13 protein-coding genes are annotated in these 12,152 nt (G+C 74.3%); 4 read left to right on the top strand and 9 right to left on the bottom strand.

Annotated elements, in window-relative coordinates; genetic code table 11:
- Window positions 1-16: 16 nt before the first annotated feature.
- Complete coding sequence (bioD, locus tag E1291_RS11195; protein ID WP_165495068.1) at window positions 17-748, bottom strand: dethiobiotin synthase; 732 nt, start codon at window positions 746-748, stop codon at window positions 17-19.
- 109 nt (window positions 749-857) lie between these two features.
- Between bioD and E1291_RS11190 the strand changes: the two genes are divergently transcribed.
- Together E1291_RS11190 and E1291_RS11185 are read left to right on the top strand one after the other, a co-directional pair.
- Window positions 858-1,655: a hypothetical protein gene (locus E1291_RS11190; protein ID WP_131737685.1), complete on the top strand. Its 798-nt coding sequence runs from the start codon at window positions 858-860 to the stop codon at window positions 1,653-1,655.
- Between the two features lie 67 nt (window positions 1,656-1,722).
- Window positions 1,723-2,223 carry a GNAT family N-acetyltransferase gene (locus tag E1291_RS11185; protein ID WP_131737684.1) on the top strand — a complete coding sequence of 167 codons (501 nt, stop codon included), beginning with the start codon at window positions 1,723-1,725 and terminating at the stop codon, window positions 2,221-2,223.
- Window positions 2,224-2,238: 15 nt separating this feature from the next.
- Here the strand turns inward: E1291_RS11185 and E1291_RS11180 are convergent, their stop codons facing one another.
- From E1291_RS11180 to E1291_RS11155, 6 genes are all read right to left on the bottom strand, one after another.
- Window positions 2,239-3,576, bottom strand: coding sequence for an ATP-binding protein (locus E1291_RS11180; RefSeq protein ID WP_131737683.1), 1,338 nt, complete (start codon window positions 3,574-3,576; stop codon window positions 2,239-2,241).
- A 95-nt stretch (window positions 3,577-3,671) separates the two neighbouring features.
- Window positions 3,672-5,018, bottom strand: a complete 1,347-nt coding sequence (locus E1291_RS11175) for an HD-GYP domain-containing protein (RefSeq protein WP_131737682.1) — start codon at window positions 5,016-5,018, stop codon at window positions 3,672-3,674.
- A gap of 11 nt (window positions 5,019-5,029) precedes the next feature.
- Window positions 5,030-6,376 (bottom strand): HD-GYP domain-containing protein, encoded by a 1,347-nt coding sequence (locus E1291_RS11170; RefSeq protein WP_131737681.1) that lies wholly within the window; start codon window positions 6,374-6,376, stop codon window positions 5,030-5,032.
- 507 nt (window positions 6,377-6,883) lie between these two features.
- Window positions 6,884-7,813 carry an NAD-dependent epimerase/dehydratase family protein gene (locus E1291_RS11165; protein WP_131737680.1) on the bottom strand — a complete coding sequence of 310 codons (930 nt, stop codon included), beginning with the start codon at window positions 7,811-7,813 and terminating at the stop codon, window positions 6,884-6,886.
- Window positions 7,814-7,909: 96 nt separating this feature from the next.
- Window positions 7,910-8,215: a mycothiol system anti-sigma-R factor gene (rsrA, locus tag E1291_RS11160; RefSeq protein WP_131737679.1), complete on the bottom strand. Its 306-nt coding sequence runs from the start codon at window positions 8,213-8,215 to the stop codon at window positions 7,910-7,912.
- A gap of 86 nt (window positions 8,216-8,301) precedes the next feature.
- The gene (locus E1291_RS11155) at window positions 8,302-8,907 is read right to left on the bottom strand and encodes a sigma-70 family RNA polymerase sigma factor (RefSeq protein WP_207400683.1); all 606 of its coding nucleotides are present in this window, start codon (window positions 8,905-8,907) and stop codon (window positions 8,302-8,304) included.
- Between the two features lie 362 nt (window positions 8,908-9,269).
- On the opposite strand from E1291_RS11155, the gene E1291_RS11145 reads away from it, so the two are divergent.
- Window positions 9,270-10,313: a methyltransferase domain-containing protein gene (locus tag E1291_RS11145; RefSeq protein WP_242614073.1), complete on the top strand. Its 1,044-nt coding sequence runs from the start codon at window positions 9,270-9,272 to the stop codon at window positions 10,311-10,313.
- A 45-nt stretch (window positions 10,314-10,358) separates the two neighbouring features.
- On the opposite strand, the gene E1291_RS11140 is transcribed toward E1291_RS11145, so the two are convergent.
- Both E1291_RS11140 and E1291_RS11135 read right to left on the bottom strand, forming a co-directional pair.
- Window positions 10,359-10,691, bottom strand: coding sequence for a TraR/DksA family transcriptional regulator (locus E1291_RS11140; protein ID WP_207400677.1), 333 nt, complete (start codon window positions 10,689-10,691; stop codon window positions 10,359-10,361).
- Between the two features lie 68 nt (window positions 10,692-10,759).
- Window positions 10,760-11,566, bottom strand: a complete 807-nt coding sequence (locus tag E1291_RS11135) for an SOS response-associated peptidase (protein WP_165495067.1) — start codon at window positions 11,564-11,566, stop codon at window positions 10,760-10,762.
- 51 nt (window positions 11,567-11,617) lie between these two features.
- Between E1291_RS11135 and E1291_RS11130 the strand changes: the two genes are divergently transcribed.
- A partial coding sequence (locus E1291_RS11130) for a DoxX family membrane protein (RefSeq protein WP_131737677.1) occupies window positions 11,618-12,152 on the top strand: 535 nt, incomplete at its 3' end.

The following is a 12,152-nucleotide window of genomic DNA, read 5'->3' as shown; positions in this document are numbered from 1 at the left end:
CCGGCCGGGCGGCGGGTCACAGGTCGTCGTCCTCCAGCCCCTGGACGGCGCGGAAGACCGCGGGGTCGAAGGAGCCGCCGAACGACGGGGCGAGCCCGCGGTGCGCGGCGACGAGGAACTCCGCCGCTCCGAGCGCCCCGGCGCCCGCGGGCAGCGCCCCCGCCAGCGGGCGGGCGGCGATGGTCTCCAGGTCCCGGATGTTGCTGCGCATGGCGAGGTCCGGCTCGTCCGGCCACTCCCCGATCACGACCCCGGCGAGCTGGACGCCCCGGTGCGCCATCGCCTCCAGGGTGAGCGCGGTGTGGTTGAGCGTGCCGAGGTCGGGCCGGGCCACCACCACCACGGCGGCGCCGAGCCAGCGCGCCAGGTCGGCGATCGTGGTGCCCTCCTCGTCGTAGCGGACGAGCAGCCCGCCCGCGCCCTCCACCAGCACCAGCCGGCGCCCGGCCGACAGCTCCTGGACGCGCTTGGCCACGTCCGGCAGCCGGACCGGCGGCACCCCCGCCCGGCGGGCCGCCGCCGCGGGCGACAGCGGGTCGGGGAAGCGCGCGAACTCGTGCAGGTCGGTGATCCCGGCGAGCCGGGCGACCTCGTCCAGGTCTCCGGGCTCGGCGGGTTCCACGCCGGTCTGGCCGGGTTTGACCACGGCCACCGACGCGCCGCGCGCGGCGGCCACCGCGGCCAGCGCCGCGGTGACGACGGTCTTGCCGACGCCGGTACAGGTCCCGGAAATCACGAGCACGCTCACGAGCCGCACACTAGCGCGCGCGGGCGCCGCCGCCGGGCTCCGGACCCCACAGTCTTCGGCCTGGCTTTTTGTAACGGAACCGGCGGGGGCTCTCGCGCGTCCAACCCGCATGGCCGGTCCGTACGCACGTTCCAGCTGGGTGCTGGCGCTCGCCTGCGCGGGCGCCCTGACCGCATGCGACGGGGGTTCCGGCTCCGCCAAGCCCCCGCATTCGCTCCCCGCACCCCGCGCTTCCACGCCGCCGTCCCCGGCGGCCCCGCCGAGCGCGTCCCCCGCCAAGGACTCCCCCGCCGGGGAGAGACTCGTCCTGCGCTGGCGCGAGACCGGCGGTCTCGTCGGCAAGGGCGGCCCCGGCTCGCTCCCCGACTTCTCCCTGTACTCGTCGGGACGCGCGGTGACGGCGTCCGACGGGAAGATGACCGAGTACCGCCTGAAACCCGGGGCGCTGCGGCGTCTCCTGGACGAGGCCCGCGCCGCCGGGCTCGACCGTTCCCGCACCACGGCACCCGGACGGGTCGCGGACGCGTTCGCGCTGGAGTTCACCATGGGCGGCGCGCACACGAAGATCGTCCAGGCGGAGGCGCGGGCCGACCCCGCGGTGCGCTTCCGCGAGCGGCTGGACCCGCGCGCCTGGCCGGCCGCCGACCTGGCCGCCCCGGGCAGGCCGTACGCGCCCGCCAGGGTGGCGGTCCTGGCGTCCGAGGGCACCGGGGGCACGCCCCGGGCCTGGCCCCTCGCGCCGCTCGGGCGGGGACGGCCCGTCCCCGGCGGCGTCTGCACGCTCGCGGCCTCCGGCAGGATCCCCGCCACGAGCCCGGACACCACGTGGCGCAGCCAGGGCAAGACCTACACCGTCCGGCTGCGTCCCCTGCTTCCGGGCGAAACCGCCTGCGACGACCTGGGATAACCCGAACCCGGATAATCTGGTCCACGGCGCGGTCCCTCGCCGCGCCGTGGACCAGGGAGCCGCACCCGTGTCAGAACCCGTGGTCGTCCGGGACGCCCGCCCGGACGAGTACCGGCGGATCGGTGAGCTGACCGTCGAGGTCTACGTCCACGGGGGCCTGGTCTCGCCCGAGTCGCCCTACGTGAGCACGCTCCTGGACGCCGAGGACCGCGCGGCGAGATCCGTGCTGCTGGCCGCCGAGCTCGACGGCGACCTGGCCGGCGCCGTCGCCTACTGCCCGCCCGGAACCCCCTACGCCGAACTGGCCGGACCGGACGAGGCGGAGTTCCGCATGCTGGCCGTCCTGGAGAAGGCGCGCGGCCGGGGCGCCGGCCGCGCCATGGTCGAGGCGTGCCTCGACCGTGCCCGCGCGGCGGGCCTGCGCGGGCTGCGCCTGTCGACCCAGCGCAACATGGAGGACGCCCACCGCCTGTACGAGCGCATGGGCTTCGTCCGCACCCCCGGCCACGACTGGTCCCCCGTCCCCGGCGTGGACCTGATCACATACGCGTACTCGTTCCGGCCCTGAGGCCGCGGGCCCGTCCTAGTGGGGGCGCATGCGCGCCACCAAGGCGGTGTCGTAGGCGCCCTTCGCGAACTCGGGGTGGTCGAGCAGCTCTGCGAGGAAGGGCAGGTTCGTCGCGGGGCCCTCGATGCGGAACGCGGCCACGGCGGCCCTGGCGCGCCGCAGGGCGTGGCCGCGGTCGTCGCCGAGGACGCAGAGGGTGGCGAGCGGCGGACCGTAGTAGGAGGTGACCGCGTTGCCCTCGGCGTAGCCCGCGTCGATGCGAATGCCCTCGCCGACCGGCTCCTCCCACACCGTGATCTCGCCGGGGCCGGGCAGGAAGCGCCGCGGGTCCTCGGCGAGGACGCGGAGCCCGATCGCGTGCCCGCGCGGGGCCGTGGCCGTGGCGGACACCGGCTCCCCGGCGGCGATCCGGAGCTGCTGCTCGACGAGGTCGACGCCCGTCACCAGCTCGGTGACGGCGTGCCCCGCCGCCAGCCGGGTGTTCAGCTCCACGAAGTAGAACTCCCCCGTGAGCGGGTCGACCAGGAACTCGACGGTGCCGGCGCCCCGGTGGCCGACCGCCTCGCCCGCCCGGACCGCCGCGGCGAGCATCCGCTCGCGCAGCGCCGGGCCGACGCCCGGCGACGGCGTCTCCTCGACGATCTTCTGGTGCCGGCGCTGGACGGAGCACTCCCGCTCGCCGAGCGCGACCACGGCGCCGCCGTCCAGGCCGAGGATCTGCACCTCGACGTGCCGGGCTCCCGCGATGTAGCGCTCCAGCAGCACCTCGGCGCCGCCGGGCAGCCGCTCGGCGACGTCCCGGGCCAGCGCGTAGGCGCGGCACAGCCCGTCCCCGTCGTGCGCGGCGGCCAGGCCCGCGCCGCCGCCGCCCGCGGCGGGCTTCACCATGACGGGGTAGCCGATGCGCTCGGCCTCCTCCAGCGCGGTCCGGACGTCCGGGACGGGCTCCCACACGCCCGGCGCGACCGGGACGCCCGCCTCCTTCATCAGGTTCCGCGCGTTGATCTTGTCTGCGGTCCGGGCGATCGTCAGCGCCGGCGGACCGATCCACGCCAGGTCCCGCCCCGCGACCTCGCCGGCGAACGCGGCGTTCCCGGCGAGGAACCCGTGGCCCGGGTGGACGGCCCGCGCGTTCGTCCGGCGGGCGGCCTCCAGCACGGCGGCCGCGTCGAGGTAGCTGCGCGCGGGATCGGCGGGACCGATCAGGAGGGACTCGTCCGCCTCGGCGACGAAGGGCAGGCCGGCGTCGGCCTCGGAGTACACCGCGATGGCCTTGACCCCCATCGCGCGCACGGTGTGGACGATCCGGCTGGCGATCTCGCCGCGGTCCGCCACGAGCACCGACTCGAACACCCGCGGGCCTCCCTATCATTTGCGTCGTCTCCGCCCCGGCCGAGACTAGTGGGCGCGGCGGCCTCGCGTCCCCAACAACCCCCGTCCGGGTGAACTCACGGGCGGGGGCGGCGGTCGACGACGCGGCCGAGGGCCTCGACGACGGTCGGGTCGTACTCGGCGGCGGAGTCCAGCCGGAGCCGTTCCAGGACGGCCGCGCCCCGGTCGCGGTCGGCCGAGTCGCCGACGAGGTCGTCGTAGGCGTTGGCGACCTTGATGATACGGCCGGCCAGCGGCGGCGGGACGGCCTGCTCGGCGGCGCCGGGCTCGCCCGCGCCGGCGGCGGTCTCGCGTCCCGTCCGGTACGGGTGCGAGGACAGCCGGACGATGTGCGCGACGCGGTCCAGCACCCCGGTCTGCTTGATGACCTCGGCGCCGAGCTCGGCGATGCGGCGCTGCTCGGTCGGCGAGGCCAGCACGGTCGCGCCGCCGGGGATCGGGTCGCGCAGCGACAGCTGCCCGATGTCGTGCATGAGCGCCGCGTACTCCAGTTCGAGCAGTTCCTCCTCGGACATGCCGAGCTCGCGGCCCATCGCCACCGCCAGCCGGGACACCCGCCGCGAGTGCCCGGTCTCGACGTACCCGCCGACCTCGGTGACGCGCGACAGCGCCCGGACGGTCTGCAGGTAGGTGGCGCGGATCCCGGCGTAGCGGCGGAACGCGAACTGGGTCACCAGGATCGGTACCGTGAAGATCAGCAGTGCGGCCTCGCCCATCGCGGTGGTCGCGACCGCGATCAGCATGGCGGTGGCGCTGGTGGCCGCGCACAGCGCCAGCTTCGCCTCGATCTCGTCGCGCAGCGCGATGCCGAACCGGGCCCGGACGGCCTCCGCGCGGATCAGCGCGGCGATCAGCACGTCGGTGAAGCAGGACGCGACCACGACCAGGCCCATCACGGCGAGCAGCAGCTGCCACGCCAGGTGCAGCGAGGTCACCGGGCGAAAGCACAGCGCGACGATCGCGACGGTGAACAGCCGCCGGGCCATCGCGTCGAGCCGCGGCGACCGGCCGACCGCGATGTGCGGCAGCGAGCCGACGAGCATCCCGGCCGCGGTCACCGCGACGACCTGCAGCGAGGAGTGCTCGGCGGCCACGACGCCGAGCGGCGCGCCGGGCGGCGCCCCCTCGGGGCCGAGCCCGACGAGCAGGGCGTAGCCCATCGCGCCGGCGCTGGCGATGGGCGCGACCTCCCGGTTGCCGGGCATCACCATCCGGAACAGCTCGCCGAGCGCGATCAGCACGCCGAAGATGATCGCGACGTCGGACTGCCGCAGGCCCGCCGCGGCGACCTGGGTGACGGCGACGACGACGAAGAGCCCGGCGGTGGCGATCAGCAGCAGCTGGCCGGAGTCGAGGGTCTGCCAGGCGGCCCGGTCCCGGGCCCCCATCTCGGTTCCGCTCATGGGGGGACCGGTCACCGCCGTACTTCGTCGCCGGCGACCTTGAGGGGCGCGCTCGGGTCGTCGTGGTCCTGCTGGGTGGTCTCGACGACGTCGTCGTCGGGCAGCACCACCGGGTCGGGCGGCTCCCAGCCGTCGCGTTCGAGCGCGCACAGGAACGCCTCGACCATCGCCGGGTCGAAGTGGTCGCCCATGCCGCGGCGCAGCTCCCGCACGGCCTCCTCGATGCTGCGGGCCGGCCGGTAGGAGCGGGTGGAGGTCATCGAGTCGAACGCGTCCGCGACGGAGATGACGCGGGCGAACTCGGGGATCTCGTCGCCGGCCAGGCCCATCGGGTAGCCGCGGCCGTTCATCTTCTCGTGGTGGTGCATGATCCCGGCGAGCGCCTCGTCCAGGAAGCCGATCTCACGGACGATCTCCAGCCCGCGCATCGGGTGCAGCTGGATCGCGGCGAACTCCTCCTCGGTCATCGGCCCGTTCTTCTGCAGCACCTTGGTGGGGACGCCGAGCTTGCCGACGTCGTGGAGCATCCCGGCGTACCGGATCGCCTCGACCCGGTCGGCGCGCATCCCGATCTCCTGGGCGATCATCACCGAGCCGCGGGAGACCCGCTCGGAGTGCCCGCGGGTATAGAAGTCCTTGGTCTCGACGGCCTGGCACAGCGCGGCGAGGGTGGCGGCGTGCGCCTGCTGCTGGGCGTGCGCCTGCTCCAGCGCCCACCGGGCGATGAACAGCGGCAGCAGCACCAGCACGGCCGCGAACGGCCCGACGCGCGGCCACAGCCCCGCGATCAGCAGCCCGACCATGCCGTACCCGAGGCAGCCGAAGGCGAGCTGGCCGCTCTCGTGCAGCAGCTCGCGGGGCGTCGCCTGCCGGCTCAGCAGCAGCACGCCCGCCATCAGGGTCAGGTTCACCACCACGAAGGTGACGAGGGCGCCGAGGAACGGGCCGGTGACGTCCTCCACCCAGCGCGCCTGCTCGGGCTTGAACTCACGGCCGCCGAGCAGGTCGAAGACGGTTCCGGCGATGAAGCCGCTCAGCGCGAGCTGCGCGCCGTTGAAGATCCGCTTGACCGGGGCGAAGAAGCGCTGCCCGGTGACGACGGCGCAGATGCCGAGCAGCGCGGCGCCGGGCGGCCCGAGCAGCACCACCGAGGCCAGGCTCGCGGCGAAGCTGAGCGAGACCCGCGCGCGCTCGACGTTGAGCCGGGCCGGCGCCGAGTCACAGACGAGAAAGAGCAGGGCCAGCACGACCAGCTTGGTCCAGTCCAGCTCCGCGAAGGACGACGTGGCGATGAGGCCGGCCGCGACGGCCACCACACCGCAGACGTACGCCCAGGCAGCAGGAGGTAGTCCACGCATTGCCGCCCCCTCGGGAGAGACGAATGAGCGGGCCGCCGCCGGGATCGGTCGTGCCTCGCGGCACTAGACCCAGGACACGCCCTTGGCCATCATCAGCGACGACGACGCCGAGGCGTAGGCGCGCCGGTCGGTCACGGCCGGCGTCTCACGCTCGAGCATGGCTCCTTGACCTCCCCCCGCGTGACCGGGCCGCCGGCCGCATGGCCGGCCGCCGGGACCGGTGCGGCCCCGACCTCCCGGGCGAGCACATACCCCGATTTCCGGGGCCTGCACTTGCTCCCGTCGCTGATTTCCGCACAAGGGTAACGCGCGCGGCCCTGGTCACACAGGCGTGCGGGGAATCGTGAGCAAAGCGTGAACCGATCGTCACCTCGCGTGATCAATTCCCGCCGTTAAAGGCACGCTGAGTAAGCGCACACTCGCGATGCACGGAAGCAATGCACGTGCATCGCCGGCCGAGTCACTAAAGTTGTCAGAATCGGAACGCAAAAGGCTCGCCGCGCGTTTTCAACGGGCCGCGGCGGCGTTCCGTTCCCGGGCCCAGGCGACCGTGTCGGCGAGTCCTTCGCCGAGCGGCACGGCGGGCGCCCAGCCGAGCCCCGCGCGGGTCGGTTCCGGGTCGACCGCCATCGCGGGGAGGTCGCCGAGCCGCGGCGGGGCGGCCTCCGGCTCGTCCGGCGCGCCCGCCGCCGCCGCGACGAGCGTGTGCAGGTCCCGGTCGGTGGTCTGCAGCCCGGTGCCCACGTTGAACCGCCGCCCGCCGCCCGCGTCGCCGGCGGCGCGGGCGAACGCGTCCACCACGTCCCGCACGTGGACGTAGTCGCGGGTCTGCCGGCCGTCCCCGAACACCCGTGTCGGCCGCCCGGCCAGCAGCGCGTCGGTGAAGATCGCGATGACGCCGGCCTCGCCCTCGGGGGTCTGCCTCGGCCCGTAGACGTTGGCGAGCGTCAGCGTGGTGAAGTCGACGCCGTGCAGGTCCCGGTACATCCGCGCGTACATCTCGCCGGCGACCTTCGACGCCGCGTAGGGCGAGGCGGGCCGCAGCTCCGCGTCCGGCGGGACGGGCAGCGCGTCGGGCACCCCGTACACCGCGCAGCTGGAGGTGAACACGACCTTGCGGGCGCCCGCCGCCCGCGCCGCCTCCAGCACGTTCGCGGTGCCGAGGACGTTCACGCGCGCGTCGTGCAGCGGGTCCTGCACGCTGGCCCGCACGCTCACCTGGGCCGCCAGATGGCAGACGACCTCGGGACGCAGCCGGGCCGCGCGCCCGGCGAGCGCCGGGTCGGCCACGTCCATCCGCCACAGCTCGACGCCGGGCCGGACGTTGCGGCCCGAGGACAGGTCGTCCACGCCGACGACCTCGTGACCGTCGGCGACGAGCCGGTCGACGAGATGGGATCCGATGAAACCGGCCGCGCCGGTGACGAGTGCGAGCACCTCAGCACGATATCGAGGCGGGCTCCGGCGGGCCGTGCCCCTCACCCGCGGCGCCAACGGCGCGGAGCCCGGCTCCCGCTGGAAGCGGCCGGCCGGTCAGACCGGCTCGGATCTCCCCGCGGCGCCCGCGCCGCCCTTGGCCTTGATCTCGCCGCAGATCTCCTCGATGCGGCCGAGGACCTTGCCGCGCAGGTCCTCCGGCGCGTGCTCGCGGCTGCAGCACTTCCCGACGAGCTTCTTGACGGCCTCCTCGAGCCCGTACTCGCGCAGGCAGGGCCCGCATTCGTCGAGGTGCTCGCGCACCTCGCCGCAGCCCCCCTGGTCGAGTTCGCCGTCGAGGTAGGTGTAGACCCGCGCCAGTACCTCGTCGCACGGGGTCTCATGGTGGTTGCCACAGCTCATGGCTCACTCACCCTTCTCGGTCACCGCGTGGGCGCGCGCGGTGAACGGCCGGTCGCTTGGCTCGGCGCGGCGGAGACGGGCCCGGTTCATGCCGGACCCCCGCTCGCGCGCGTGAGACCGCGGTCACGGGCGTAGTCCTCCAGCATGCCGCGAAGCTGCCGGCGGCCGCGGTGCAGCCGCGACATCACCGTGCCGATGGGCGTGCCCATGATCTCGGCGATCTCCTTGTAGGCGAAACCCTCGACGTCCGCGAGATACACCGCGATGCGGAACTCCTCCGGAAGCTCCTGCAGCGCCCTCTTCACGTCGGAGTCGGGCAGATGCTCCAGCGCCTCGGCCTCGGCCGACTTCAGGCCGCTGGAGGTGTGCGACTCGGCGCGGGCGAGCTGCCAGTCCTCGATCTCCTCCGTGGCCGACTGCTGGGGCTGCCGCTGCCGTTTGCGGTAGGAGTTGATGAACGTGTTGGTCAGGATGCGGTAGAGCCACGCCTTGAGGTTGGTGCCTTCCTTGAACTGGTGGAAGGACGCGAACGCCTTCGCGAAGGTCTCCTGCACGAGATCTTCGGCGTCCGCCGGATTGCGCGTCATGCGCAGCGCGGCCGAGTACAGCTGGTCCAAGAACGGGAGCACGTCGCGCTGGAAGCGCTCCTGGCGCTGCTCCACGGTCTCCGCGGTGCCCGGTACCTGACCCACCCCCTTGGCTGTGGCGACGCCGGCGGCGTCGTACCCCACAGACGATATCGGTCCGCGCGGCCCGCTCACGCGGGCAGGGCCCCGCACGTCGCCGGGGGACGCCGCCGCCCCGGCGTCCCGCCGGTGATCGGCAACGGCTGTGGTCATCGGCCTGCACCTCCGCTGTACTTGGCTGTGAGACGGTGCAACGCCGGGACGCGCCCGCCGATTCCCCGACGGGGAGGGTCGTGCGGGAAAGGTTCCGGCACGTTCCCTCCAGCACGGGATCACCTCCCCACGGCCTGTACGCAGGGTGATGACCGGGGCCTGGCGGGGAAGGAAGTCACATACATGGCGAGAACAGGAGCAAACCGTTGCTACCGGTGCCGGCGCGACCTCCCGAGCCCACCATCGCCAGCCTGCGCGATGCCCCCGCCGAGGGGGCCGGGGACACATTGGCGCGCTATTGGACGTTCTACTGGGCCGTGGCCGACGCCCAGCTCGCGCGGTGGCTGCCGCGGCGGCCGTCGCGTGTGCTGGACATCTCGGGCGGCGGCGGCCGCAGCGCCCGGCGGACGGCCGCGGCCGGCCACACGGTGATCGAGGTCCGCGACCCGATGCTGGAGCGCCGGGCCCCCGGCCGCCTCGGGGACGGCAAGTCCGCGAAGGGACGCCCGGTGGGCGGGGGCCTGGAGAACGGGAGCACGGAGAGGCAGAGCACGGAGAGGCCGGGCACGGAGAGGCCGGGCACGGAGAGGCCGGGCACGGAGAGGCAGAGCACGGAGAGGCAGGGCGCAGAGAACGGGGGCGGGGACGGCGACGCGGGACAAGGGGGCGCGGGGCAAGGGGGTACCGGGAACGGGCGGGCCGCGGGCGAGCGGATGGGGGACGCCGGGAGGCGGGAGCGGGGCGCGCGGGAGACGATCCCCGTGGTCGGCGACTCGTCGGCGCTGCCCTTCCTCGGCGACGCGTGCGTGGACGCGGTCGTCGCCGACGACCGGGTGCTCTCCCGTCACCTGGCGACCGAGTCGACGGTCGGCGAGATCGCCCGGGTGCTGCGGCCCGGCGGCCGGGTCCTGCTCTGCGTGGACTCGCTGACCCTCGGCCTGGCGCTGCTGGCCGAGCAGAACTACTGGGCGCACCTGTCGGACGTGCCGAGCGCCGAGGTCGTGCTGGTGCCCTGGCCGGACGGCACGATCACCCGCTGCTTCTGGGCCGAGCAGCTCCGCGAGCTGCTCACCGACGTGGGCCTGGAGGTCGAGTGGATCAGGCCGCGGACGGCGCTGTCGCCCTCGACCGTCGAGCACGTCCTCGCCGACTCGCCCGACGCGCTGGCCCGGCTGGTGCGCACCGAGCTCAACGCCGTGCCCGGCGACGAGTCGCTGGGCATGCACCTGCTGGCCAGCGCCCGCCGGGTCTCCCCCTGACCCGCCGGCCCTCGCCGCACGGGCGCCCGGCCCCGCCGCGCGGGATCAGCGGGCGGCGCGGTCGTGCGCCGCCTGGCAGGTCAGGCAGCGGGCGGCGAAGGGGCGGGCTTCGAGGCGCCCTTCCGGGACGGGCCTTCCGCAGCCGAGGCAGCGCCCGTACGTACCCGCCGAGACCCGGTCCAGGGCGGCGGCGACGGCGCGGCGGTGCCGCTCCAGCGAGTCCAGCGCCGCCTCCACGCGGTCGCTGTCGGTGAGACCCGAGCCGGCGTCGGCGGCCGAGTCGTCGCGGCCGGGGCGCTCGCCCCGGAGGATCGCGATGGAGCGGTCCAGATCGTCCAGCATGGTCTCGAGGCGGGCACGGGCGGCGGCGGTGTCCACGGTGCTCCGAACTCCTCCCGGTGAACCCCGGGCATGGGGGGGCGTGCGTCCGGCCGCCGCGGAGGCGGTCAGAACAAGGCGTCGGAATGGTCCCCCGGACTATCCCCGTTCGCCGCGGGTTCTATGAGCTGAGGCCCGTTGTTTTTCACGTTGTTGACGGCCTTTGAGACGGGATAGGCGTCCATCGTCCCGGCCATCGCGGGAACCAGCAGGCCCCGCACGAGGTCGGTGTCGGTGAGCGCGGGGTCGAGCCAGGCGTCCCAGCGGTCCGGTTCGACGACCATGGGCATCCGGTCGTGGATGCGGCCGAGGTCGTCGGGCGCCTCGGTGGTGATCACCGTGCAGGTCCACACCCACTCGTCCTCGGCGGACTTCCACAGTTCGTACAGCCCGGCGATCGCCATGAGCGCCTCGTCCTTCGGGCGGATGAAGAACGGCTGCTTCTGCGGCTTCCCGCTCTTCTTGCGGGGCCCGGCCGGGTCGGCGGCGTCCCCGCCGGGGGAATCGCCGGAGGACTGGAGGGTGTACCACTCGAAGTAGCCGTCGGCCGGCAGCAGGCACCGGCGCTTGGCGAAGGCCCGGCGGTAGGACGGCTTCTCGTGCACCGTCTCCACCCGCGCGTTGATCATGCGGGAGCCGATCGACAGGTCCTTCGCCCAGGACGGCACGAGGCCCCATCTCAGCGTCCGGAGCTGCCGGACGGCGGCCTCCTCCTCCGGGGCGTCCTTCGGGCGCCGCGTGAGCACGGCGGGGACCTGTTTGGTGGGTGCGACGTTGTAGTCGGGCTCGAGATCGGCCTCGACGGCGTCCGTCTGCACCTGGAACTCGTCCAGCAGTTCCTGACGCGCCCGGGTGGTGGCATATCGACCGCACATGGTTCCCATCCTGCCCGCTTGAGGCGCGGCGCGGTGGGCATGTAGCCGGTCATGCGACCCATCACCACCCTGGCCCGCCCCTTCGTGGCGGCCCCCTACATCATGATCGGGCTGGATTCGCTCCGCGATCCGAGCGAGCGCGCCGAGCGGGTCGGCCCGGGAGTCAAGCCGCTGGCCGACCGCGTCGAGTGGCTGCCGAAGGACCCCGAGACGCTCGTCCGCATCGAGGGCGCCCTCAGTCTCGGTACCGGCGCGCTGCTGCTCACCGGGCGGCTGCGGCGGCTGACGACGCTGCTGCTCGCCGCGCAGCTGGTGCCCGCGCTGGCGACCGAGCACCGGTACTGGACCGAGGACGACCCGGAGCGCCGCGCGAACGAGCGCTCCCACCTGCTCAAGAACGCGGGACTGTTCGGCGCGCTGCTCATGGTGGCCGGGGAGCCGCGCCGTCAGCCGCGGCTGGCCGAGCTGCGGCGGCAGGCGCGTGAGACGCGCATCCGCGGCGGCGCCGAGGCCAAGGCGCTGCGCCGCGAGGCCGCCGCCACGCTCAAGGAGGCCCGCCGGGAGGCCGCCCGGCAGGTCCGCCAGG

This window comes from Actinomadura roseirufa (assembly GCF_900659635.1).
Taxonomy (GTDB): domain Bacteria; phylum Actinomycetota; class Actinomycetes; order Streptosporangiales; family Streptosporangiaceae; genus Spirillospora; species Spirillospora roseirufa.
This window is presented reverse-complemented; position numbering and strand designations above follow the sequence as displayed.

What these genes read in the sequence shown, in the direction of transcription:
- E1291_RS11190 (WP_131737685.1), top strand. Translation starts at nt 858, where the DNA reads ATGGCCGGTCCGTACGCACGTTCCAGCTGGGTGCTGGCGCTCGCCTGC.
- E1291_RS11175 (WP_131737682.1), bottom strand. Translation starts at nt 5,018, where the DNA reads ATGAGCGGAACCGAGATGGGGGCCCGGGACCGGGCCGCCTGGCAGACC.
- E1291_RS11170 (WP_131737681.1), bottom strand. Translation starts at nt 6,376, where the DNA reads ATGCGTGGACTACCTCCTGCTGCCTGGGCGTACGTCTGCGGTGTGGTG.
- rsrA (WP_131737679.1), bottom strand. Translation starts at nt 8,215, where the DNA reads ATGAGCTGTGGCAACCACCATGAGACCCCGTGCGACGAGGTACTGGCG.
- E1291_RS11135 (WP_165495067.1), bottom strand. Translation starts at nt 11,566, where the DNA reads ATGTGCGGTCGATATGCCACCACCCGGGCGCGTCAGGAACTGCTGGAC.